This is a genomic window from Alkaliphilus crotonatoxidans, assembly GCF_054658015.1.
In genome coordinates, this window is the sequence record NZ_BAAHXS010000001.1 from 23,191 (window position 1) to 48,034 (window position 24,844).

General features: G+C 40.8%; 24 protein-coding genes and 1 riboswitch. Of the genes, 22 read left to right on the top strand and 2 right to left on the bottom strand.

The genetic code is table 11. The features are described 5' to 3' along the window. The first annotated feature begins 14 nt into the window (after positions 1-14). The 12 genes from ACYQ1I_RS00090 to ACYQ1I_RS00145 all read left to right on the top strand — a co-directional run bounded on the left by ACYQ1I_RS00090 (position 15) and on the right by ACYQ1I_RS00145 (position 13,110). Positions 15-1,991 carry a 4Fe-4S binding protein gene (locus tag ACYQ1I_RS00090; RefSeq protein ID WP_488193071.1) on the top strand — a complete coding sequence of 659 codons (1,977 nt, stop codon included), beginning with the start codon at positions 15-17 and terminating at the stop codon, positions 1,989-1,991. Beyond that, positions 1,988-2,422 (top strand): hydrogenase iron-sulfur subunit, encoded by a 435-nt coding sequence (locus ACYQ1I_RS00095; protein ID WP_459761537.1) that lies wholly within the window; start codon positions 1,988-1,990, stop codon positions 2,420-2,422. Before ACYQ1I_RS00090 ends, ACYQ1I_RS00095 begins: the two co-directional genes overlap by 4 nt. Next, positions 2,410-3,306: a 4Fe-4S binding protein gene (locus tag ACYQ1I_RS00100; protein ID WP_459761538.1), complete on the top strand. Its 897-nt coding sequence runs from the start codon at positions 2,410-2,412 to the stop codon at positions 3,304-3,306. Before ACYQ1I_RS00095 ends, ACYQ1I_RS00100 begins: the two co-directional genes overlap by 13 nt. After that, the gene (locus ACYQ1I_RS00105) at positions 3,306-4,346 is read left to right on the top strand and encodes a 4Fe-4S dicluster domain-containing protein (RefSeq protein WP_459761539.1); all 1,041 of its coding nucleotides are present in this window, start codon (positions 3,306-3,308) and stop codon (positions 4,344-4,346) included. The genes ACYQ1I_RS00100 and ACYQ1I_RS00105 overlap by 1 nt, the downstream gene beginning before the upstream one ends. Further along, positions 4,343-5,164 (top strand): FAD/NAD(P)-binding protein, encoded by an 822-nt coding sequence (locus tag ACYQ1I_RS00110; protein WP_459761540.1) that lies wholly within the window; start codon positions 4,343-4,345, stop codon positions 5,162-5,164. The genes ACYQ1I_RS00105 and ACYQ1I_RS00110 overlap by 4 nt, the downstream gene beginning before the upstream one ends. Before the next feature lie 301 nt (positions 5,165-5,465). Then, complete coding sequence (locus ACYQ1I_RS00115; RefSeq protein WP_459761541.1) at positions 5,466-5,834, top strand: ArsR/SmtB family transcription factor; 369 nt, start codon at positions 5,466-5,468, stop codon at positions 5,832-5,834. 24 nt (positions 5,835-5,858) lie between these two features. After that, positions 5,859-8,264 (top strand): heavy metal translocating P-type ATPase, encoded by a 2,406-nt coding sequence (locus tag ACYQ1I_RS00120; protein WP_459761542.1) that lies wholly within the window; start codon positions 5,859-5,861, stop codon positions 8,262-8,264. Between the two features lie 192 nt (positions 8,265-8,456). Beyond that, positions 8,457-8,783, top strand: a complete 327-nt coding sequence (locus tag ACYQ1I_RS00125) for a hypothetical protein (protein WP_459761543.1) — start codon at positions 8,457-8,459, stop codon at positions 8,781-8,783. A 28-nt stretch (positions 8,784-8,811) separates the two neighbouring features. Beyond that, positions 8,812-9,243: a GNAT family N-acetyltransferase gene (locus ACYQ1I_RS00130; RefSeq protein WP_459761544.1), complete on the top strand. Its 432-nt coding sequence runs from the start codon at positions 8,812-8,814 to the stop codon at positions 9,241-9,243. Positions 9,244-9,525: 282 nt separating this feature from the next. Further along, complete coding sequence (locus tag ACYQ1I_RS00135; protein ID WP_459761545.1) at positions 9,526-10,092, top strand: hypothetical protein; 567 nt, start codon at positions 9,526-9,528, stop codon at positions 10,090-10,092. A 69-nt stretch (positions 10,093-10,161) separates the two neighbouring features. Then, a riboswitch (Fluoride riboswitch) is annotated at positions 10,162-10,228 on the top strand. Positions 10,229-10,307: 79 nt separating this feature from the next. Then, positions 10,308-11,498 carry a cation:proton antiporter domain-containing protein gene (locus ACYQ1I_RS00140; protein WP_459761546.1) on the top strand — a complete coding sequence of 397 codons (1,191 nt, stop codon included), beginning with the start codon at positions 10,308-10,310 and terminating at the stop codon, positions 11,496-11,498. A 148-nt stretch (positions 11,499-11,646) separates the two neighbouring features. Further along, complete coding sequence (locus ACYQ1I_RS00145; protein ID WP_459761547.1) at positions 11,647-13,110, top strand: spore germination protein; 1,464 nt, start codon at positions 11,647-11,649, stop codon at positions 13,108-13,110. Positions 13,111-13,369: 259 nt separating this feature from the next. Here the strand turns inward: ACYQ1I_RS00145 and ACYQ1I_RS00150 are convergent, their stop codons facing one another. After that, a complete protein-coding gene (locus tag ACYQ1I_RS00150) occupies positions 13,370-13,975 on the bottom strand; it encodes a TetR/AcrR family transcriptional regulator (protein ID WP_459761548.1) in 606 nt (201 codons plus the stop codon). A gap of 157 nt (positions 13,976-14,132) precedes the next feature. On the opposite strand from ACYQ1I_RS00150, the gene ACYQ1I_RS00155 reads away from it, so the two are divergent. From ACYQ1I_RS00155 to ACYQ1I_RS00185, 7 genes are all read left to right on the top strand, one after another. Next, positions 14,133-14,870, top strand: coding sequence for an MBL fold metallo-hydrolase (locus ACYQ1I_RS00155; protein ID WP_459761549.1), 738 nt, complete (start codon positions 14,133-14,135; stop codon positions 14,868-14,870). A 133-nt stretch (positions 14,871-15,003) separates the two neighbouring features. Next, a complete protein-coding gene (locus ACYQ1I_RS00160; protein ID WP_459761550.1) occupies positions 15,004-16,908 on the top strand; it encodes a sigma 54-interacting transcriptional regulator in 1,905 nt (634 codons plus the stop codon). A gap of 171 nt (positions 16,909-17,079) precedes the next feature. Continuing rightward, positions 17,080-17,373 (top strand): UxaA family hydrolase, encoded by a 294-nt coding sequence (locus tag ACYQ1I_RS00165; RefSeq protein WP_459761551.1) that lies wholly within the window; start codon positions 17,080-17,082, stop codon positions 17,371-17,373. Between the two features lie 26 nt (positions 17,374-17,399). Then, positions 17,400-18,557, top strand: coding sequence for a UxaA family hydrolase (locus tag ACYQ1I_RS00170; RefSeq protein WP_459761552.1), 1,158 nt, complete (start codon positions 17,400-17,402; stop codon positions 18,555-18,557). 101 nt (positions 18,558-18,658) lie between these two features. Further along, positions 18,659-19,612, top strand: coding sequence for a 2-keto-3-deoxygluconate permease (locus ACYQ1I_RS00175; protein WP_459761553.1), 954 nt, complete (start codon positions 18,659-18,661; stop codon positions 19,610-19,612). 370 nt (positions 19,613-19,982) lie between these two features. Beyond that, positions 19,983-20,783, top strand: a complete 801-nt coding sequence (locus ACYQ1I_RS00180) for a manganese catalase (protein ID WP_459761712.1) — start codon at positions 19,983-19,985, stop codon at positions 20,781-20,783. Between the two features lie 258 nt (positions 20,784-21,041). Next, entirely contained in the window at positions 21,042-22,028 is a 987-nt protein-coding gene (locus ACYQ1I_RS00185) for a metal-dependent hydrolase (RefSeq protein WP_459761554.1), read from the top strand. Positions 22,029-22,186: 158 nt separating this feature from the next. Here ACYQ1I_RS00185 and ACYQ1I_RS00190 read toward each other — a convergent pair whose 3' ends face one another. After that, the gene (locus ACYQ1I_RS00190; protein WP_459761555.1) at positions 22,187-22,642 is read right to left on the bottom strand and encodes a hypothetical protein; all 456 of its coding nucleotides are present in this window, start codon (positions 22,640-22,642) and stop codon (positions 22,187-22,189) included. Between the two features lie 379 nt (positions 22,643-23,021). On the opposite strand from ACYQ1I_RS00190, the gene ACYQ1I_RS00195 reads away from it, so the two are divergent. The 3 genes from ACYQ1I_RS00195 to ACYQ1I_RS00205 all read left to right on the top strand — a co-directional run bounded on the left by ACYQ1I_RS00195 (position 23,022) and on the right by ACYQ1I_RS00205 (position 24,675). Beyond that, positions 23,022-23,099: a DUF4491 family protein gene (locus ACYQ1I_RS00195; protein WP_459761713.1), complete on the top strand. Its 78-nt coding sequence runs from the start codon at positions 23,022-23,024 to the stop codon at positions 23,097-23,099. Positions 23,100-23,372: 273 nt separating this feature from the next. Beyond that, positions 23,373-23,471 carry a putative holin-like toxin gene (locus tag ACYQ1I_RS00200; protein WP_459761556.1) on the top strand — a complete coding sequence of 33 codons (99 nt, stop codon included), beginning with the start codon at positions 23,373-23,375 and terminating at the stop codon, positions 23,469-23,471. Positions 23,472-23,889: 418 nt separating this feature from the next. After that, positions 23,890-24,675 (top strand): alpha/beta fold hydrolase, encoded by a 786-nt coding sequence (locus ACYQ1I_RS00205; RefSeq protein WP_459761557.1) that lies wholly within the window; start codon positions 23,890-23,892, stop codon positions 24,673-24,675. The last annotated feature ends 169 nt before the right edge of the window (positions 24,676-24,844 follow it).

The following is a 24,844-nucleotide window of genomic DNA, read 5'->3' on the forward strand; positions in this document are numbered from 1 at the left end:
ATGGGGGGTAAATAATGAAAATTGGAGTCTTCATATGCTGGTGCGGAAGTAATATTAAAAATACAGTGGACGTGGAACGGGTAGCCCAGGAAATGAGAAAAATTCCTCATGTTGTCTGCTCTAATGATATACAATACCTATGTTCAGAAGTAGGGCAATCTGAAATCGCCAAAAAAATTGATGAATATAATCTTGACAGGGTGGTCATCGGAGCCTGTTCCCCCAGAATGCACGAATCTACATTTCAGCAGCTCATGATTAATAAGGGACTAAACCCTTATTATGTAGAAATTGCTAATATCAGAGAGCATTGCTCCTGGGTTCATACCGATAAAGAAAAGGCAACCGTAAAGGCCATGGATTTAGTCAAAAAGGCCATCGCCAAAGCCATCCATGCCATCCCCCTTCATTCCGACGAGTTAGGTATTACCAAAAGGGCTTTAGTCATTGGCGGGGGAATTGCTGGAATTCAGGCGGCCCTTGATATCGCCGACGCTGGGTATCCAGTAGATGTCGTGGAAAGAGAACCCTCTATCGGCGGGAAAATGGCTCAGTTTGATAAGACCTTTCCAACCCTGGATTGTTCTGCCTGTATCCTGACCCCTAAGATGGTTGAGGCAGCCGCCCATAAAAACATTACCTTATATACCTATTCTGAAATTGAAGGGGTTTCCGGCTATGTTGGGAACTTTTCTGTAACCATCAGAAGTCGGGCAAAAAGCGTAAAGGCCGATCTCTGCAACGGTTGCGGCGATTGTATTGATAAATGCCCTAAAAGGGTAGACAATGAATTTGATCAGGGCCGAAGTAAAAGAAAGGCCATCTATACCTTATTTCCCCAGGCTGTTCCCAATAAACCCGTAATAGATAGAGACAACTGCACCTATTTTAAATCAGAAAAATGCAGACTTTGCAAAAAAGTCTGTACCAGAGGCGCCATTGATTATGAAATGGAAGATGATATCATTCAAAATGAATACGGAGCTATTATTGTGGCTACTGGTTTTGATTTAAAAAAACCCCATCACCTGGGGGAATATAGCTATGGCGCCCATCCAGATGTAGTCACCAGTTTGGACCTGGAAAGAATGCTTAATGCTTCTGGGCCCACCCATGGAAAGATCATTAGACCATCCAATCAAGAGCAGCCGAAGCGTATTGTCTTTATTCAGTGTGTAGGGTCAAGGGACAGACATCAGGGAAATCCATATTGTTCTAAGGTCTGCTGCCTCTATACTGCTAAGCATTCACTATTATTAAGTGAAAAATTTCCGGAGATTGAAAGCTATATTTTTTATATCGACGTTCGAACTGCTGGTAAAAATTATGAGGAATTTTATGAAAAAGCCCGCCAACAGGGTGCCAACTATTTAAGGGGTCAGGTGTCAAAGGTTGAACCCCTGGGCGATGATGACAATCGTTTGTTGGTCAGGGGGTATGACGGATCTCTGGGGGAGCAGGTGGAAATTGAAGCAGATTTAGTGGTCCTGGCCACCAGTATGGAGGCCAAAAAGGATGCTAAAAGAATTGGAAGTATGGTGGGCATATCCTCCGATGCCAATGGATTTTTTAGTGAGGCCCATGCCAAGCTGCGGCCCGTCGAAACCCAAGCCCAGGGAGTTTTTTTGGCAGGAGCCTGCCAGGGGCCTAAGGATATTCCAGATGCAGTAACCCAGGCCAGTGGAGCTTCGGCTAAGGCTATTATTATGTTTAATAAGGGAAAGGTAAAGAGTGTTCCCACCACTGCCATTGTCAACAAAGAGCTGTGCAGTGGATGTATGCAATGTAAACCGGTATGCCCCTATGAAGCCATCGGCAAAGAATATGTTACCGAAAGGGCAGGCATTAAAACCTTTGATAGACCTGTAGCTTCAGTGAATCGGGCCCTTTGCCAGGGCTGTGGTGCCTGTGCCGGGCTATGTCGCAGCGGTGCCATGGATATTGGCGGTTTTACCAGCAGACAACTTCTAGCGGAGGTGGACAGCATATGACACAAGAAGGCTTCGAGCCCAAGATTATCGCCTTTTGCTGTAACTGGTGCAGCTATGCCGGAGCAGATTTGGCTGGAACAGGCCGGTTAAAATACCCTGAAAACATTAGAATCATCAGAGTTCCATGCTCCAGTAGGGTTGATGTGCCTCTGATACTCAGGGCCTTTCAAAATGGTGCTGATGGGGTTATGATAGCAGGATGCCATCCTGGGGACTGCCACTATGATACTGGAAATTATCATACTAGAAAGCGGATGGCTTTACTACGAAGCCTGATGGAGTTCATGGGTCTTTCTCCAGAGCGCCTATTAGTAAAATGGATCTCTGGCAATGAAGCGGAACGATTTAAGAGTACGGTAGAGGACTTCACAGAAAAGCTCAAGCAAATGGGAGTTTATGACAAAGTGAGGGATCTAAGATGTTCAAGATAACAGAAAAGCTACAGCAAATCGGGGCCGAGCTGCTGCGGTCGGGAGCAGTAGATATGGTGTTGGGATATACAAAGAACCAGGAAGGGGGTCAAACCATCCCCTATGTGGCCACCACCTGCGATGAGGCAAAGAATCTATTATTTGATGCCTACAGTGAAAAGGCCCTGTCTAAATACCTGCTGCAAGGTGAATTTCGAAATAAAAGGACAGCCATTGTAGTGAAGGGCTGTGATCATAGGGCTATCAAGCTGATGCTGGCGGAGGGCCGTATTCATCGAGATCAAATTTATCTGATAGGGATTCAATGTCCTGGTATAATCAGGAAAGATCAATTTCATAAGGAGGGCTTATCACCCTTCTGCCTTCACTGTAGGCAAGCTGCTCCTCCAGCCCAGGAGGTAGATCTTTTGCTTACGGAACAAACTGTATCGGAAAGAAAGGTTTTGACCCATGAGGAAAGCTTTACAGAGATTAATCAAATTGAACAAATGTCAGAGGCAGAAAGATTTGAATTTTGGAAAAGGCAATTAAATCGTTGCAAGCGGTGCTACAGCTGTCGAAATGCCTGCCCTGTATGTACCTGCCGTGTTTGTATCTTTGATCGGGAAAATCCAGATTATATCGATGCTGCCAAGGATCAGCCGGCACAGCATCAATTTTATCATATCATACGGGCCTTCCATGTTTCTGACCGCTGTGTAGGCTGTGGAGAATGTTCTCGTGTATGTCCGGAGCATATCCCCCTGCACCTTTTAAATCAGAAGCTTCAAAGGGAGCTGAACAAATTCTATGGCAGCTATTTGCCTGGAATTGATCAATTACCCACCCCTTTATCCCATGCCAATGCTAAAGAGCCAGATTTCTTTGGAAAGGGGGATCAGTAATGGAGCTAGTCATCAAAACGGTATCCTTCTCCAATCTGATATTTGCCTGCCATCAGCTGGAAGCCCAATATCGAACTTTTTGCCCTACCCTTGAGGATGGCGTGGAGCACTACAGACCGTTAGATCAAATGAATATCAATGAGCTACAAATAGGTGAGGAAATTACTTTTCGCAATACGCCGCCCTTGGGCTCCATTAAATCCTTTTTATTTCCAGATACAGAGACCTATATAAGGTTTGCAGGGAAAGGGAGCAAAATAGAAGTTGACGAGCTGGAAGCCATGATCCCCCAAATTATTTTAGGGGTAAAGGCCTGCGATTTAAAGAGCGTAGAGTTGATTGACAGGGTGTTTTTATCAGACCCGGTGGATACCCTATACCAGGAAAAAAGAGAAAAGACCCTGATGATTGCTGCCGTATGTTCGGAGATGGGAGAAAACTGCAGCTGTGAGCAATTTGGCATTTGCCCCCTTACACCGGATGCAGATATTGTAATGGCTAAAAATGATAAGGATGAAAAGGAAATATATTTAAAATCTAATAGTGAAAAGGGCCGGCAATTGGCAGAGCATTTACTGACAATGGAAGGCTTTACAACTGCTGAAGCCTTCCCGACACCTCCAGACAAAACACCAGTAAAGAGGTTACCGGCAGAGGAAGTTAAGAACAGGATGGAGGAGTTTTTTGAGTCTTCCCTGTGGCAAAGCCTGGGGATGCTTTGCTTAGGTTGTGGTACCTGTACCTATTATTGTCCTACCTGCCATTGCTATGACGTTCGGGATTTTAATCGTAAGGATCAAGGGGTTCGATATCGTACCTGGGACTCCTGTATGTTTTCAAACTTCACCAACATGGCAGGGGGCCATAATCCAAGACCAGAAAAAAAGGATCGTATTAAAAATCGATTTTTCCATAAGCTCAATTACTTTGTAAAAAAACAGGGAGATTTGGCGTGCGTAGGATGTGGTCGGTGTGGAAAGCTGTGTCCAGTAGGTATATCTATTAATACTGTGCTGAGAAAGATTGGAGTGGAACTATGAAGCATAATCCATTAATCCCCATGCAGGGAAAAGTAGTCAATATCATTACCGAAAGCAGCGATGTCAAAACCTTTCAAGTAGAACCGGAAAAACCACTGAATCATACGCCCGGTCAATGTGCTATGCTGTCTCTGTTGGGAATTGGAGAGGCCCTTTTCTCCATTACCTCTCCGCCCGGCCGTAATTATGTAGAATTTAGTATTAAAAAGGTAGGAAGGTTGACGGAGGCCTTGCATCAGCTGGAAATTGGTGATGAAATTGGTATTAGGGGCCCCTACGGTAATGGCTTTCCGGTGGAAGACTTAATGGAAAAAAAGCTTCTCTTTATCGGCGGAGGCATCGGCTTGGCGCCCCTGCGATCACTGGTTCAGTATACACTGGACCATAGAAATCAATACCCAGATCAATTTCAACTGGTATATGGAGCCCGTTCTGTGGGAGACCTCATTTTTAAAGGAGATATTTTTGAAAACTGGCCTGGAGAAAAGAATTTTGAAGTAAACCTGGCTGTCGATTCAGCGGAATCCAAGTGGAAGGGATTTGTAGGATATGTACCCCAGTATTTGGAGCAGCTGTGCCCAGACCCTCAAAACACCGTTGCCATTACCTGCGGGCCGCCAATTATGATTAAATATATTCTACAGACCCTTGAAAAGCTGGGTTTTAAACCTGATCAAATTATTACTACGCTGGAATACAAGATGAAATGCGGTATAGGGAAATGTGGGCGTTGTAATTTAGATGAGCACTATCTTTGTAAAGATGGGCCCGTATTTTATCTATATGAACTGAAAAAAATTAAAAATGATTTTTGCTAGCAGCTGCTTTACTCCACCGCCTGATCTGCTGGAATTTTCCTTAGGGAATATGGCAGTTTTAACTGTGGTGGGCGTTGGAATATAAAAATAAAAACACATCGATACAAGGCCTAAAGGCCTTAGATTTCGATGTGTTTTTTATTTCTATTGGAATAGAAAAGAAAAAAGAGTTAGGGGAAAATAAAAACAAATATATGAACACATATTCATATAAAAATGATTGACTTTTATTTTGAAGGGGAATATAATATAAACAAACAAATGAATAACTGTTCATACATTCAATTAAAAAGAGGTGATCATGTTGAGTGATGTAAATAAAGAATATCTTAAATGTGATTGTAATGTAATTCATCAAGAGGTGGTGGAAGCTGTTAAAGAAAACATGCCTGCCGAGGAAAATTTGTATGACCTGGCAGAGCTGTTTAAAGTCTTTGGCGATACCACAAGAATTAAAATCATTTACGCTTTATTTGCTTCGGAAATGTGTGTATGTGATATTGCCGCTCTGTTAAATATGACCCAGTCTGCCATATCTCATCAATTAAGGGTGTTGAAGCAGGCAAGGCTGGTGAAGTTCAGAAAGGAAGGAAAGGTAGTCTATTATTCCCTTGACGACGACCATGTAAAACAAATATTCGATCAAGGACTAAGTCATATCAATGAATAACTCACTTTGAAGGAAGGGAAAAAAATGAAAGCCAGTGTAAAACGAGAGTTGATATTAGAGGGATTGGATTGCGCCAATTGTGCTATGAAAATCGAACAAAAAGTAGGGCTGATAAAGGGCGTGGATGAGGCAACCTTAAATTTTGCTACTAAAAGCCTGAAGATAGACATTGATGAAGATGAGGATCAAGCGAAAATTATCGAGGCTGTAATAGAGATTGTCAATAGACTGGAGCCCCATGTTAAGGTACGGGAAAGGCAAGTTTCCGGTGATGATAATCATAATCATCACCACAATGATCGTCCGGGAGAGAATGGCATCACCCTATTGCTTAAGGGGTTGGATTGTGCCAATTGCGCCGGTAAAATTCAGGAAGAGACCAGAAGGCTCCCTGGAATCAAGGAGGCCCATCTGGATTTAGTGACCCAAAAGCTAAAAATAAAATTGGAGGATTCTACTCTAGGAGAAAGGATTACGAAACAAATTAAAGAGATTGTAAAAAGGCTGGAGCCTGAAGTAGAGGTAATTACCCTGGGTGAAATGGATGGTAACCCCAAGGGAAAGGAAAGGTCGGGCCTTGATGCCGCTATGAAAAAGAAAATCATTCGATTTAGTCTGGCGGCAATACTCTTTGCCGGGGGGATTATTTTGAAGCTTCCCCCATGGGCCAGCTTCTCACTTTTTTTCCTGAGCTATTGCCTTTCTGGGGGCGATGTAATCGTTAGTGCTGCTAAAAATATTACCCGGGGAGAAATATTTGACGAAAACTTTTTAATGACCATTGCCACCATCGGTGCCTTTATCATCGGCGAATTTGCAGAAGGGGTGGCTGTAATGCTCTTCTTTCAAGCCGGTGAGTTTTTCCAAAGCCTTGCAGTCAATCGATCAAGAAATTCTATTGCTGCTTTAATGGATATTCGCCCTGACTATGCCAATTTAAAAACTCCCCAGGGTGAGAGGCGTGTTTCTCCGATGGAAGTAGGAATTAACCAGTTGATTGTGATAAAGCCTGGGGAGAAGGTACCCTTAGATGGCGTAGTGGTGGAGGGCAATTCTATGGTTGATACCACTGCTTTAACGGGAGAATCGGTATTAAGAGAGGTGGAACCGGGCAGCAGTATATTAGGGGGCTTTATTAACAAAGGTGGGCTGTTGGTTGTTCGGGTAACAAAGGAATTTAAAGAATCAACGGTTTCGAGGATATTAGAGCTGGTGGAAAATGCCGGCAGCCGAAAGGCTCCTACGGAAAATTTCATTACTAAATTTGCACGATATTACACCCCAATGGTTACCGGTGTGGCGGCTCTTTTGGCCATTGTACCGCCCTTGATAATCAGTGAAGCAAGCTTTTCAGATTGGTTCTATCGGGCACTGATTTTCTTGGTTATTTCATGCCCCTGCGCCCTGGTGATTTCCATTCCCCTTAGCTTTTTCGGCGGAATTGGTGGGGCTTCAAGAAATGGAATTCTGGTGAAGGGAAGTAATTACCTTGAGGCCTTGAATCAAATCGAAGCGGTTATTTTTGACAAGACCGGTACCCTGACCAAAGGGGTGTTTAAGGTGACAAAAATTAATCCGGCAGATGGGTTTAATGAGGAAAGTTTATTGGAATATGCCGCCTATGCAGAAAGCTACTCGAATCATCCAATTGCGGAATCGATCTTAAGAAGGTATGAAAGGTCAGTCAATAAAGAGCTGATTAAGGGCTATGAGGAGCTGTCAGGAAAAGGCACGAAGGTACAGTATGATGGGAAGGAAATTCTGGCTGGAAATCAAAGGTTGATGGAGCAGGAGGGAATTATCTTTACTGCCCCTCAAGAGACAGGCACCGTTGTTCATGTGGCTGTAGAGGGAAAATATGCGGGTTATATTCTCATAGCAGATGAAGTGAAGCCAGACGCAGCCATGACCATAGCCGGTTTAAAGGAGGCAGGGGTCAATAGGCTTGTCATGCTAACCGGAGACATTCGAGCGGTGGGAGAAAAAACTGCCCGTCAGCTGGGAATCGATGAAGTGTATACTGAGCTTTTACCAGATCAAAAGGTAGAGCAGATGGAGCAGATTGAGAAGCTGCGATCCAACAAAAAGGGAAAAATTGTCTTTGTGGGGGATGGCATCAATGATGCTCCTGTGCTGGCAAGGGCTGATGTGGGAATTGCCATGGGAGGCCTTGGTTCAGACGCCGCCATAGAGGCAGCTGATGTGGTTTTAATGACCGATGAGCCTTCGAAGCTCTTAACAGCCATTAAAATCGCTAAAAAAACACGAAAGATCGTATGGCAAAACATAATTTTGGCCCTGGGAGTCAAGCTAATTGTTTTAGCCCTGGGGGCAGGCGGGGTTGCCACCATGTGGGAGGCGGTCTTTGCTGACGTTGGTGTAGCGCTGCTGGCAGTTTTGAATGCCATACGTGTGATGAAGGTAAATTAAAGAGTCTATTGATCACGATTATTTTATGAATCGGGCTGGTATCTTTCTGGGAAGATGACCAGCCCTTTTTGTGTCTGGATATGAGTGGATATAATGTAGGAAAAATCAAGAAATTTCTGGATATATATTGCTACTTTCTTTATAATGTAGTAAAGGGGTGTTAAACTCAATAGATACAGGGGGCGAATCGTTATGAGAGGGCTTGAGGAAAGGGAACAGGAAAGACCGATAATTTTGTACCGGGTAAAACAAATTATTTTATGGATTCTTTCGCTGTTTTTTTGGTTATCAGCCTATGGGCATTTGTTTGTTTTAAGGGAGTATGTCGAAATTAGAAGCCGATTAATCCAGACAGGTCTTTTATTTGTCATCATAGGGATACTATTGAATCCTTTATTGAGCCAATACCTAAAGGGACGTTTTGCTCTATACCCCACGGGAAAAGTAAAGGCTATTTTGCTGGTTATTTTACTCACGATCGTATATTTGCTTCTTCCTGGATCATTAGATATAATATAGCAGATGATTGTTTTAAGGTAGCTACATCATGACAAAAGGAGAAATGACTTTGCTCATAAAGGAAATTAATAAGGAATTGGCCTGGGGCCTTAGACATAAAGTGATGTGGCCCCATAAGCCCTTTGAATATGTTATATTGGAGAATGATGATATTTCAGATCATTATGGGCTGTTTCTGGAAAATACCCTGGCTTCTGTTTTAACCCTTTCACCATCAAGCAATAAAAGGGTACAGATCAGAAAGTTTGCCACCTTAACTGAGCTGCAGGGCCAGGGCTACGGTACAGCTCTGCTAAACTGGGTTTTACTGGAGCTGCATCGTCAAAATTTAGATTTAGCCTTTTTGAATGCCAGAGAAAACAAGGTGAATTTTTACCGAAGATTTGGCTTTGTTGAGACGTCAACAACCTTTGTTAAATCTCAAATGGCCTATGTGGTTATGGAAAAGGAGATTAAGTAAATTTTAAGGGGAAAGATGGTGCATATTCTAGCCTTAATTATATTTTTAATACTGGCCATTGTCATAACCTGGCAGTTGGGAAATCGTAGGACACAACAAAATTGAAGAAAAGGTAGGGTGTCTATCGGTTTGTCTATCAAATCGATGATCAAACTGGAGGGCTGGGTCAGATTTGGCTCATTATTGGGTGCCGATTGGAGACTATAGAACCATTAACGGGGTATGGGCATAGGATGATATTAATATAAGTGGTAGTAAATAAAAAATTGTGAGGGTAATGAAATGAGAGAAAGAGGATTAAGTAAGTTATTCTGGGGTTTTTTCTTTATTATGCTGAGCTTTAGAATTCAAGGATTTGATATTTTACCCGATATTGTTGGCTATGTGTTTTTTGCATTGGGCTTTGCAGATTTGGCCTCTGATAGTGAACATTTCAAAGAAGCATCCAGGTACAATCTGCCAATGATCATACTTTCCTTCTTTGCAATCTATGAAAGGCCGATAGAGGCCGGAGGGATTACCCTTGGGTCATTCGGGATATTTGGTTTTATTTTTGGTATTGTGGCATTTATCTTAAACCTGTTGGTTGTCTATCATTTATTTATGGGAATTAAAGAAATAGCAGACAGGGAAGATCACTCTGAATTGGCCAAAGAGGCCGAAGAAAGATGGAATCAGTATAAAATGCTTCAAATCGCAATAATTGTTATAATGCTCCTAATTCTGATACCACCACTGGCCTTCATAGGTATTATTGTTGTATTTATTGCTTCAATCATACTTACTGTTAAAATTCTTGGCTTTATAAACCGATGTAAGGTGGGTTTAAATCCAAAGAGAGGTCTATAAAGGACTTAAAATGTTTCAACAGAGGAAAATATATACTATTTTCTAAATTTATGCTATAATCTTGATATATTTGAATCAGGTGATGGAGTTCACCTTTAACCACTGGTTTTAATCAGTTAATGACTCCTACAAAGCAGACTTCTGTTTTGTAGGAGTTTTTTGCATTTAGGAAACAAATACTATCTACTAAAACGCATCAATAGGGGGAATTTAAATTGGCGTTAAGTTTGGCATTAATTATTTTACTGGGCCTGTTGTTTAATGCAGCCTTTTCAAAAATGAAGCTGCCTGGTTTGCTGGGAATGCTATTACTGGGTATATTAATGGGACCCTTTGGTTTTGATCTCATTCATCAAAGCCTGCTGGAAATCTCAGGAGATTTAAGGATGATGGCATTGATTGTCATTTTAATCAGGGCAGGGTTTGGTATTAATAGAGAGACCCTGAACAAAGTTGGCATTTCAGCACTGAAGCTGAGCTTGATACCAGGGGTTTTGGAAGGGATATCAATTATGTACGTGGCCAGCGCCCTATTAAACATTCCCAGAATTGAAGCTGGTATGCTAGGCTTTATTTTAGCAGCAGTTTCACCGGCAGTAATTGTACCTTCAATGCTGACCTTGATTGAGCGAAAAAAGGGGGCAGAAAAGGGCATACCTACCCTTATATTGGCTGGGGCTTCTATAGATGATGTTGTGGCAATAACAATATTTTCTGCAATCATTGGAATGTATGGCGGGAAACGGGTTAATCTATTCAGGCAGCTAATCAATATACCTTTATCAATTGTTTTAGGAGTTTTACTGGGTATAATTTTCAGTATTATTTTATTGTATTTATTTGATCATTTCCATATCAGGAATACCAAAAAAACCTTAATGATATTAGGTTCCGCCATCGTACTAAGGTCTCTGGAGGATAAATTACACGATATCTTGCCAATAGCCAGCCTATTGGGGGTAATGGCTATCGGCTTTATTATCCTTGAAAGAAAGCCCAAGATGGCTGAAGCGTTATCTAGTAAGTTCAATAAAATCTGGGTTTTTGCAGAAATATTATTGTTTGTACTGGTGGGTGCCCAGGTTAATGTATATTTGGCCCTTAATGCAGGATGGATCGGCTTATTAATACTAATAATTGGCTTAGCTGGCCGAAGCATAGGCGTATATATATCCTTAATAGGCACCGATTTAAGCTTTAAAGAAAGGGTCTTCTGCATCATCTCATATATTCCCAAGGCAACGGTGCAAGCGGCCATTGGAGCCGTACCCCTATCAGTTGGCGTGCCATCCGGCGAGTTGATTTTAGCCCTGGCGGTATTGGCCATTGTCATAACAGCTCCATTGGGGGCAATTGGCATAAAGGTAGCCGGCGAAAAAATATTGGCGGATGATCAATTGAAATAAAAAGAAAACAATTAACATTATTGGTTACAAAACATCCTTTTAATGACATGAAAAATTCCAAATATGCTGCACCACGAGAATAACATTTACGAATAAATCAATTCTGTAGAATCATAATAAGAACAATAGATTGAGGAGGCGGTGAAAAGTGGCAGATCGGAATGATGAAAACCTGTTATCTAAAAACTTTAGTAAAAATGTTGATTACCTATTAAAGGAGCTGCGGATTGATAAAAATTTTGATGTGGTTCATCGCAAACTGGAATATGGTGGTATCAATTTTGCACTGTTCTTTATAGATGGCTTTGCAAATGCTGAAATAATGCTTGATATTATGAGGGACCTTAAAGGGCTAACTCCTAAGGACCTGTATAAAGATGCCATTAAAAAATTAGTACATCAATATATCCCCCATATTGAAGTAGAAACAAGCAAGGATTTGGAAGAGGTAATTTCTCAGGTTTTATCAGGTCAGGCTGCATTTATAATAGAGGGCTATGACGAAGCCATTTTAATGGATGTACGGGAATATCCAGCCCGTTCCCCTGAGGAGCCTGACATTGAAAGGGTTGTAAGGGGGCCCCGGGATGGTTTTGTAGAAACCATTGTATTTAATGCTGCCTTAATTCGCAGAAAAATTAGGGATCGTTCTTTAATCATGGAGCATTTTTCGGTGGGAAGGCGTTCAAAAACCGATGTGGTTCTGGCTTACCTGGATAGTGTGGTTGATATGACCCTTGTGGAAATCATAAAACAAAAAATAGAAGAAATTCAGGTAGATGGCCTGCCAATGGAGGAAAAATCACTGGAGGAGTTTATTTTTGGACGCTACTATAATCCATACCCTATGGTGAGGTATACCGAAAGGGCCGATACCTGTGGTGTGCATCTTAGGGAAGGTCACGTATTAATTTTGGTGGATGGTTCTCCCAGCGTTATGATTTGCCCCACAACCTTCTGGCATCACCTACAGCATGCAGAGGAATATCGACAAAAACCTATTGTGGGGATTTTTCTGCGATGGGTTCGTTTTGCAGCCGTGTTGGCATCGCTATTTTTACTTCCTTTATGGTATGTGATAGCTGAAAATCCTGAACTATTGCCAGCATCCATAAAATTTATAGGTGTAGAGAAAACCGGAAATATTCCATTGTTTTGGCAGTTTTTTCTGGCAGAAATCGGAATAGAAATCCTTAGAATGGCAGCCATCCATACCCCCAGTGCCTTAGCCACCGCCCTCGGACTGGTGGCGGCCATACTAATAGGTGAGGTTGCCATCAATGTTGGCTTGTTTGCAGAGGAGGTAATTCTTTATCTGGCCATTGCTGCCATGAGTACCTTTGCTACCCCCAGCTATGAGCTAAGTCTGGCTAACCGCATTTTTAGGCTGCTATTTTTGATTGCCGGGGCAATATTCGGAATTTATGGCTTAGTTGGAGCAATTATTCTATGGATTATGATGCTTGCAACGACCAAATCCTTGAATGTTCCCTACCTATGGCCCCTCATACCATTAAATATAAAGGCTTTAATGGACTTTCTATTTAGAATTCCAGTTCCATTGAAGGATAAAAGGCCTAGTATTTTAAATACACAGGATGATACCAAATAATTAACTGATGGTAGAGAGTACGTAAAGGTATTACTTACCTAGAAAATTTAATGCCAATAAAAAAATTAGCCCTATCGATTGGGGGCTATTTTTTTACCGTGATAATACCGCTTTAATAATAGTGGCACAGAAATCACTGCCAAATTTATTTTAATTAAGGAATGAAGCAATAGTAAATAACTTAAAAATTGTCTTAAGTATTCGTGTACCAATTATTACAAATGTCTTGAACAGATAGGGAATATGGTAATGAATACCCTCAGGACTGCTTTAGCACATAAGAACAAATCATATCCGTCAGTTCTTGAAGCAGGGCAGCTTCATTACAGGGATGGGCAAATACACGTATACTGTGTATAACCTCCTCAACACTTTTGAAAATCAGATATGCGGCATGGCTTGAATCAGTAATTTTTGTAAGGGTACGATTTTGATTTAAAAACCCTTCAATTTGCTCGATCATCGCCGACTCATAGTGGTCAATGATACCTTTTATCTCGTTGTCCCAATAGGTCATAGCCAGGATCTCTCGATGAAATTCGGGGGAATAGCTGTGGGCATGAAATACTGCAAGAATGTACCTTTCGATCAACACTCGAGGGTTGTCATCCTGTAAGGTTGCTATCGGAACCTGGGCAACAATATTTTGATTATATTCATGTAAAAGCTCAATAAATAACGCCTTTTTATCCTTGAAATAGGAGTAAAAGGCACCGATGGACACCCCGGCTGTCTTTACAATTTCATTTGATGAGGTATTGTGATATCCCTTTTCGGAAAATAGTACTTGAGCTGTTCGTTTAATTTTATTTTTAATTTCAATACTTCGTTTTTGCTGTGGAATCCGAACCTTACCCCCACCCATTGATACTCACCACCATTTCTTTTTTTACCAGTCTACCATAATCAGTGGGTATGGTCAACAAATAAGAGCATAAGCTCTTGTTTGTTGACAAGAAAAATAGACTATGATATTATTCAAACAAGAGCTATAACTCGTATTTTATGAATGGAGGGTCCTTATGAAAAATTATATTCGCTTAAATCTTGGGATTACCAAGGTCTACCTGGTTCCGTGTCACGGCGGCTATCTGCTGATTGATACCGGTTATGAGGCGGATTATGGGAAATTCAGAAAAAAACTGGAGCAGGCAGGTATTTCAATGGGTCAAATTAAGCATCTATTATTGACTCATTACCATGACGACCACTCGGGCTTTGCAATCAAATTGAAATACGATTTTGGAATTCCCCTCATTATACAGCAAAAATCCGTGCCTCTATTGGCTCAGGGAGATAGTGGCAAAGAGGAAGAAGGCTATTACATAACCCGACGTATGAAATTTTTATTCTCCATTTTTGAATTGTTTCACAAAAACTTCCAATATCCTCCGGTGTTGATCAATGATGACGATACCCTTGTAGAGGGGGACGATAGTCAGGTTTTACGACGGTTGGGTATAGATGCCGACATCTTGTATACACCTGGACACTCAGTGGATTCCATGAGTGTACTGTGTGATGATGGTACGGCATTTGTAGGTGATGCCGCTATGAACTTCCTGAAATTCACCGGAACACATTACCGGCCTATCTATTACAACAATCTGGAGGATACCTACAAAAGCATTCAAAAACTGATTTCTGCCGGCGCTAAAACAATCGTTCCGGCCCATGGCAACGCCTTTCCGGTGAAAAAACTTGAAAATATGCTTGTCCATTCCTCATCAATATCAAAGATGCAAAAAAATCGCCAGTAAAAGTGGCGGTTTTGTATTTTTTGTACATATCCATAATCAATGATACAATGAAAAGAAAATATATAATGATTCCATGGGGAACATTACCTATTAATATAATGTAGGTTTTATATAGGTCATGGGAGGTAACGAAATGGAAAGAATCTGCTTGATTGCTCCATATAGTGAGCTGCTACAACTGGCCCAGCAGGTGAAAAGGGAAACTGAATTTGATTTTAAAATAGAACAGGGAAATTTAGAAGACGGAATTACACCTGCAATAGAGGCTGAAAGGCAGGGGGCTCAAATTATTATCAGCCGGGGAGGGACTGCTTCCTTTATAAGGAAGAATGTAGATATCCCCGTTGTTGAAATCAGGGTAACAGGCTATGATATTTTAAAAAGTCTGTACCCCTATAGAAATACCAGCTCTACCATTGGAATTGTAGGCTATAGAAATGTCGTGGATGGCTGCAAGATGGTAAGCAAGGTGTTGAATATACCCATAAAAGAAATCATCATTCCCGGTGAAGAAGAAACCATTGATTGGAACAGAGTACAACAAGAGACCTACGAATTGATTCAGATGTATAACATTAAAATGCTTGTGGGTGATACTACCGTTATGAGTCGCCTCTCGGCCCTGGATGTTAAGGTGAATCTGATCACCTCTGGTAAGGAGGCTGTTATCCAGGCAATTGATGAAGCCTTGCACATTCTACAGGTAAGGGAGGCAGAAAAAGAGAGAAGTAAACGGTTTGAGGCTGTATTGGATTTTGTTAACGATGGAGTGATGGCAACAGATGAATCGGGGATCATCACAGTAATTAATCCTGCAGCAGAGGAGATATTTCAGGTAAAAAGGGAAGAAGTCATTGGCTTTCCAGTTAAGGAGGTCATTCCCAATACTAAAATTATGGAGGTTTTGGAAAGTAAAAGTGCCGATATTCAAAAATTACAGCAGGTCCATGGGGACTATATTATGACCAATCGTATTCCCATTGTGGTGGATGACCTGGTCAAGGGGGTTGTTGCCACCTTTCAGGATGTGACCACCATCCAGGGGGCAGAACAAAAAATTCGTCAAAACCTCTATGCCAAGGGCTTTGTAACCAGATATAGCTTTAAGGATATACTGACTAAAAATCAGCGGATGAAGAGGTTGATTGATATTGCAAGGGGCTTTGCCAAGACCGATGCTACCGTATTGATTGTAGGGGAAAGCGGCACCGGCAAGGAAATGTTTGCCCAGAGTATTCATGCCTTGAGCTCCCGCAGGATGGAGCCCTTTGTGGCGGTGAACTGTGCTGCATTGCCTCCTCAGCTCCTTGAAAGCGAATTGTTTGGCTATGTGGAGGGGGCCTTCACGGGGGCCAAAAAGGGCGGAAAAATTGGACTTTTTGAATTGGCCCATAATGGTACGATTTTTCTTGATGAAATAGGTGAAATGGATAAGAATCTACAGGGAAGGCTTTTGAGGGTTCTGGAAGAAAAAAAAGTGATGCGGCTGGGCTCCGATAAGATGATCCCTGTAGATATCAGGGTGGTGGCGGCCACCAATGCTGACCTTAAGGAAAAAATTAAACAGGATGAATTTCGTATGGATTTATATTATCGCCTTAATGTCTTGAAGCTGCAGACGATTCCCCTAAGGGAGAGAGGAGAAGACATTGAATATCTGGCTAATTCCTTTATTCGTACCATCAATAAAAAGTACGGCCGACAGGTGGAGGGATTTACCCCAGAGGTAATGGAGCTGTTAGGAAAATATTCATGGCCCGGAAACGTAAGGGAATTAAAAAACATTGTAGAAAGATTAATATTGTCCACTACCAAGGATTACGTTTCGATGGCTGAGGCCGAATTTTTACTTGAGGAGCTACAGGAGGATTTTACCCTGGAAGCCCCTGAAAATGATCACGTAATCTATGAAGGAACCATGAAGGAGATAAAACGAAAAGTGATATTAAAGGTGCTGGAACAGGAAGGCTACAATAAAAGCCGTGCTGCAAAACGCCTTGGTATTGATCGGTCCACCATTGAAAAAAATTTAAGGTGATGAAAAAAACCGCAGTTATGCTGTAAAAGTCAGCAGTATCTGTGGTTTGTTTTTTTCGTATCCATGAATAAACAGTTGAAAACAGGAAATCATCAGGTTCATTTAAAGTTGGCACAGATTTTGCGTTATACATTATGTGAAGAAAATTATTTGATTAAGGAGGATGCAGAAATGGCAAAAAATGCTGTTGTCATTAAAAATAATGACAGTGTGGCTACGGCTACCATTGACTTGAAAAAGGGAACAAAAGTAAGCATGTTTATTGGTGAGAAGGAGTTGGATATTGTAGTTAATGACGATATCCCCTTTGGCCATAAATTTGCAATTAAAGAGGCAGCCATAGGAGAGCATGTGCTTAAATATGGTGAATCCATAGGAAAAGCAACAAAGGAAATTAAAATTGGGGATCATGTTCACGTTCATAATGTCGAAAGTGCTAGAGGTCGTGGCGATTTAAACAGCTAAAAATATTATTTGTGGAGGGATAGATTATGAAATTTTATGGTTATAGACGTCCAGATGGTAAAGTTGGAATTCGGAATTATGTATTGTTATTGCCCACCAGTGTCTGTGCAACTCAAGTGGCAACAGAAATTGCCAATAAGGTAGAGGGCTGTACAGTGATTAACAATCAGTTTGGCTGCTGTCAGGTTGCCGGCGATGCGAAGCTAACCTATAAAACCGTTGTTAATGTGGGCAAACACCCTAATGCAGGGGCGGTAATTGTTGTTGGTCTAGGCTGTGAAGGGGTAGAGCCCTATAAAGTGGCGGAGGATTTAAAGGAAACCGGCAAACCGGTTTCAACAGTAGTCATTCAAGAGGAAGGCGGCACCCTGGGGGCCTTTGCCAAAGGATGTGAAATTGCTCGAGAATATGGGCAGCTCCTTTCGCAACAGCCTAAAGAGGAATTCGATGTCAGTGAGCTTATACTGGGAATTGAATGTGGCGGCTCTGATACAACCTCTGGATTGGCATCAAATCCAGCATGTGGTGTGGCATCTGATATTTTGGTGGAAAATGGCGGTACATCAATGTTGTCTGAAACCACTGAATTAATTGGTGCCGAGCATGTTTTGGCCCGTCGAGCCATCAATGAAGCAGTTTCAGAAAAGCTATTGAAGCTTGTCAGGGACTGTGAAGAAAGGGCTAAAGCCCTGGGCGAAGATATCCGCGGAGGACAGCCTACACCAGGTAACATAGCGGGAGGCTTAACCTCTATTGAAGAAAAATCCCTGGGATGTATGCACAAGGCCGGTACTGCACCGGTACAGGATGTACTGGAATATGCAGATATTCCCGTTAAAAAGGGCCTGCACGTAATGGATACTCCGGGCCAAGACATAGAATCTATTTCTGGAATGGTGGCGGGCGGCGCCCAGATCATTATTTTCACCACCGGTCGAGGTACGCCCACTGGCAACCCTCTGGCTCCTGTTATTAAAATAACTGGTAATAGCAACACCTTTGAAAAGATGAAGGCAAATATTGATATTAACGCTGGTGATATTGTCTCAGGTACGAAAACCATTGAGGAGGTAGGAAAGGAAATCTTTAATGAGATTATTCTGGTGGCCAATGGCAAGCGTACAAAGGCAGAGCAGCTTGGTCATAGGGAGTTTTCAATCTATAAAAGTGCACCGACCTTCTAAACCGTTGTTAATAGCCTAGGGCTCAAATTTGAGCCCTCTTCAACAAAACCTATGAATACGATATTCAAAGGGTGATACATTATTTAGGGAGGAGCAAACCAATGAAAATAAAAAAGACGATTGAAAAGATTCCAGGGGGGCTAATGGTAGTACCACTACTCCTGGGAGCATTGATTAATACCCTTTGGCCTGAGGTCCTTGAAATTGGGGGATTCACCACGGCCATCTCTAAGGGCGCCATGCCTATCCTGGGGGTTTTTCTGTTTGTAATGGGCTCTCAAATGAGCTTCGATGCTGCACCAAAGGCTTTAAAGAAGGGGTTTAGTATTACCCTTGGAAAGTTCTTGGCCGGGGTTACTGTTGGCCTTGCGGTTCAACATTTCTTTGGTGAAAAGGGTTTCCTGGGACTTGCCCCCCTGGCAATTATTGCTGCAATGACCAATACCAATAGTGGGCTTTATGTAGCTTTAACAGGAGAATTCGGAGATGAAACAGATGTTGGTGCTATTTCAATCATCTCTGTAAATGATGGGCCTTTCTTTACCCTGGTTGCCCTAGGAGCCGCCGGAGTGGCCCAAATTCCCTTTATGACATTAGTAGCAGTTGTACTTCCCATTATAATCGGTATGATAGTAGGAAACTTAGATAAGGAAATGAAGGAATTCTTAGGGGCTGGGGGAAATATGCTAATCCCGTTCTTTGCCTTTGGGCTGGGAACTGGGATTAACTTCAGCATGGTGGTTCAAGCGGGTATTCCAGGAATTATTTTGGGCTTAATGACAGTTGTCATAACTGGTATTACCTGTATCTTATCCGATAGGCTTGCAGGTGGTACAGGAATTGCCGGGGCGGCAGCAGCCAGTACGGCAGGAAATGCTGTGGCAACACCGGCAGCTTTAGCCCTGGCAGACCCTAATTTACAGTCCCTTGCCGAGATTGCCACTGCACAGGTAGCCGCTTCCACCATTATTACAGCCTTCCTTGTTCCTGTATTAACTACCTATATTGTGAAAAAAGTTAAAAAGAAAAATGGCGATTTGCTTACCCAAAAATAAAGATCTTTTGATGTTATATTTAATGAAGCACTTGTTCATTATTTTCTCATGGGGAATTATGAAGCCTTTCCAAGGAATGTTCTTTGGAAGGGTTTTTTATTTGGACCTGGGTTTTTATTTTGCAGAGGAGTTTTACTTTAAATATGCAATATCGTTTCTTGAGTAGACAGGGTTTGAATTATAAGGTTTTTTCATTGTCAAAATCTACACAATAAAGGCTTTTAGACATACACCCTTAGGTTCTACTATTCATAAAATAATAGAAGCCATAATAGCAACAGTTAAATTTTATTTTAAGGAGGTGTTAAAAAGTGTTTTATCATGTAAAGGAATTACAGTATCATGCAAAGCCAGAAAGACCTGATCCACTATTTGCAAAAAAACTACGGAAATACTTGGAGGTCAGTTTGGAGAAATATCTGTTGCTTTACAATACTTATTCCAGGGCTGGAATGTCCGTGGAGACGGAAAGTACAGAGACTTACTAATGGATACTGGAACGGAAGAGCTAGCTCATATTGAAATGTTGGCAACGATGATTGCCAGACTTCTTGATGGGGCTCCATTAGGAGATTTGGAGGAAGCTGTAAAAGACCCCGTAATTGGGGCGATAGTAGGGGGGATGAACCCACAGCATGCAATTGTTTCTGGACTGGGCGCTATGCCAGTAGATTCAGTTGGTAATCGGTGGAGTGCTAATTACATTATTGCAAGTGGCAATCTGCTGGCAGATTTCAGAGCAAATCTAAATGCAGAATCACAGGGCAGGCTGCAGGCAGTAAGACTATATGAGTCTACAACTGATCGAGGTGTAAAAGATATGTTGGCATGGTTGATTGCAAGGGATACCATGCATCAGAATCAGTGGATTGCTGCTATTAAAGAGCTTGAGGCTAAAGAAAACGTAGTTGTTCCAAGTACCTTCCCTCGAAATCTAGAAAAACGTGAAGTGTCTTATGTTTTCTTCAACAATTCGTTAGGGGATGAAAGTGCATCAGGCCGCTGGGCAAATGGCATAAGTATGGATGGAGAAGGTGTATTCCAGTATGTCCCTTGTCCGATACCATATGCCCCAAGACCAAAGTTGATTCCTGCACCACCTAATATTCATAATACCCCGCCTGCAGTAATAAATTGTAGCTGGAACCCCTCATCTACAGATGAAAAGTAGTTGTATTATAAAGTACATTTAAGTATAGGCTTAGAGTGACTCCAAGATAATTTTATTCCATTTATTTATTAATCATTATTTAAGCTTATTGTATTCCCCTTCATTATTGATTTTTTCTCTTTCCTAAAATATTATAAATTTCTTCGATTTATGTCGAAAATCTGGTAAAATTGTAAGAGTCTCTGTATCAATACAGCAAACAAATCAGTTCCTTTATTAACCAGTATAATTGCGCAACAAATAAGAGGAGAGATTGAAATGATGGGAAAAACACACTTCAAGATAGGAATCTTGAGTTACTGCATCCTTATAACAGCACCATTCTTTGCTTTTTTACCCTATATCTATAGAACCAATAGGCTTTCAATGATGAATATTCTCATTGCCGGAATAGCCGCCCTTTTACCGGATGCAGACAGTCAGCACAGTCTTATCAATGTTCACAATCCTGCTGTAGGGGTTACAAATTATGTTTTGGGGTTAATGGAAACAGTGATGGAAAGGCTGGTTCGGCTAGCCTTTTCTCTGTGCTTGGGAGTAATATTGATCAGATACAATAATAGCTTTAATTTTCATAGTTTGGCCCCAACAGTGATTTCAGCTTTGGGAACTGTGTTAATTATCTTGGGGATTATAAGCAGTAATGATAAGTGGATCAAAAGATTTCCCTTTATTGGTCATCTTTATTTCAGTATTTTATCTGGGAATAGAAAACTATTCAATGCAATCAAAAGGGTAGTGATGGCCCTGATCTATGGCGGGGCAGGACTGGGGATTATGATCTATAATTATTATACTTCAGGGGATCTCATCACCTACATCATTGGAATGGTGCTTATTGGCGTTGCCATATTCCCCCACAGGACATTTTTACATTCAATAGAGGGGTTTGTGATGATGAATATTTCGGTTGCTTATCTAGGGAAGCAGCTGGGTTATGAGCAAATTTTCGTACCATTTTTTATTGGCTACTTTAGCCATCTTTATTTAGCTGACATATTCACGAAGGAAGGGGTACCCCTTTCTATTATACCCAGGATATTGAGAAAGCTAGGATTACACAAAAAATTACGAAAGAATCGTCTGTACAAAGTAATATATAAAGCATTAAATATTAATTTAAGGGTGCCTATAATGAGCACAGGTACTAAGGCAGGAAATAAAATTGAAGCAGCCTATACCTTAATATTATTAGGTGTATTTATTGTTGTTTTTCTAAAATTTCCTGGTACTATAGGATTATAGGGTTCATGTTTGCTGAGAGTAATTACTCCATATTGGCCATACTTTATATAGAACTATTGGTTTCTATGATTTTGACCAATATGGAGCTTGTCACTCTAACGGATGTGTTGATCAGAAATAGATTTAGGAGCAGAGAATATAAGGGTACTGCTCCAACTTTAACTTATATCCAAGGTTAATAAATCTCTTTGGTCATTGAAAATAGTATAGATAATATTTTCACCATCAAAGTCCTTTGTCATAAAAACATCTAAAAACTCACTTATAGGTAATGTAACTTTTTTATTCTTAGGACTATCAATATAAGAGTGAAGATCATAGCATATTTTACTATTATAATGATCATCCTGCCATATGAAAAATAGAGTTATATTTCCTTCTTCAACATATTTTTTAAAGAACTCCATTATTTGCCAACTACTATAATCACCTTTCAAGCCATATAAGTTACATGAACACCCACCAGAAAAGACGGCATAGTAATAAGCTCCTTTTTGTGGATTGTTCATTTTTCTAGTCTTATTATAGAAAGTTATTCCATAATCTTTCTGGTATGAATCTAAATCATCTTTAGATACTTCTTTTTTAGTTATTACTTCCAAAACATAGCACATAATCTTTAGGGAAGAAGTTCTCCCCATTCACCTCCCATTTAATTATATAATTCATAAATAATAAAACCTTTATTATCAACATTATAAACCATTAAAAACCTATATCAAGTTTTTATACCCAATATTACCTTGTTAATACTAGATCTCTCTGCTGATACTTGATGAAAAGCTGATTCTACTAATACTTACGTTTACTATCAGCATAGACTAAATAATGTTCATCTTGATTTCAATATGAGTAAATTAGATTGCTTTGGAGCCCTGACAAAAGGTAGTATCTTTCAGAATATGGTGGAACTACAAAAGCGGTTGCTGCGAATGGTAAAATTTCTTTTATATCATCTTTTTTAGCTGTATTGGGATTTTCTCTTTATGGAGTATTCATGAACTTTTCGAGCAAGTAAAGAGTGTGGAAAAAGGATGGTTTCCAAACAATCCTAAAAGGTTTAAAGGATAAATGTAAAAGCGAAAGTATCACATTATAGAGCCATCTGTTTCAAATTAAGAACAGGTTGGCTTCTTCATCAATAGAATCTGAGGATTCTGATGAGTCATATCTGCATACTTTTCCAAGCTATATTTTTTGTGGAGATGCTCTGATAAGAAAATAAATAGGGGGTATATAGTAACATTTCAAATAAATTATGGTAGAATTAAATTTAAAGGTATATCGGTTAATGCAGGGTGCGGTTGCCACTTGCTTTCTCACAAAAGAAAGGAGGTGGTGCGAATGGAGACCTATCAGGCAATCTATTTAATGATTGCATTCGGTTCGTTTCTCATATCGCTTATCTCCTACTTAGATAGGAATAACAACCGAAAAAAGTAATCACCCTGTACACCACTACAGAGTGATTAATAAAACTTAATCCTAATAGTGGCAACCGCACCATGCGGGGCCGATTACCTTTTTTATATTATATCATATTGATGCTAAAGTTAAACAAAAATTTAAATAATATATTTTGATCCCTTATTTCAGAGAGATTTTTTTATTTTAAATAATGAAGTAAATCCGGCTGCCGAGCAGTAACTAAACCTTTATAACGACTTGGCATTAGGTAATTGGGTGGTGAAGCTGTCAGTATGGTTCTTGCAAATATCAGGGGTCTGCTGCCGATTAAAATACCCAAAGAATCTTAAGCAGTAATCCAATGGAAATTTTGAAGGAAATATGGTAAAACAAATATATAGCGAGATGAAGAAGAATTTCGCCATCAATGTCAAAGAAAATGGAGGCACATAAGATGTTTGTTCAAGGGTCTGGGAATAGAACTGGGAACCTTCTTGTTTTTTTGCACGGTGGAGGGGTTAGTGGCTGGATGTGGGACAAACAGATACGGTATTTTAGCCAGAACTACCATGTTCTGGTGCCGGATTTGCCCGGGCATGGACAAGGTGAGGAGGGTTCTGGGTTCTCTATAAGGGGAAGTGCGCAGGAGCTAACCAAACGAATCGAGAAGGCCAGTGAACAGAGGGTGATCGTTGTGGGTTTTTCGTTAGGTGCACAAATTACGTTGGAAATTCTGAATTTAAGGCCTGATCTGATAGATTATGCTGTTATCAATAGTGCCCTAGTAAGACCTATGCCCTTTGCCAGAAGCCTAATCGCTCCTATTGTCAAATCCACATCCTTCCTGGTGAGAAACAGGTCATTTGCTCGACTGCAAGCAAAGGAACTGTCGATTGGAAATGAATATTTTGAAACGTACTTTTCTGAAACAAAGCGAATAAAGAGTGAAACGTTAATCAACGTTTTAAAGGAAAATATGGCCTATACTTTACCCGAGAATTTTAAGCAGGCCAGAGCCAAGATATTGGTTACCGTAGGTCAAAAGGAAAAAAGGATAATGAAAAACTCTGCCCTAGAAATTGTGCGGGGAAATCAAAACTGCAAAGGAATTATGTTTCCAGGAGTCAAGCACGGTATACCGCTGGCCCAACCCGACCTGTTTAATGAAACGGTTGAGGCCTGGATCAATGAAAGTCCGTTGCCTAGCGGTCTACGGGAGCTCACTTCGTTTGCAAAATAAGTTGCATAATATTTGGCAACTAGTCTTTCTACTTGTGCATAGATAATAGTTATTTCAATTACCTAAGAGACTTTATGCTTAAATAACACGTGCTTTTATATGATTTATAAATTTTACTTTATAATTTATATACATCTTTATGCTTCCGATCATCTGATTCTAATCAAGT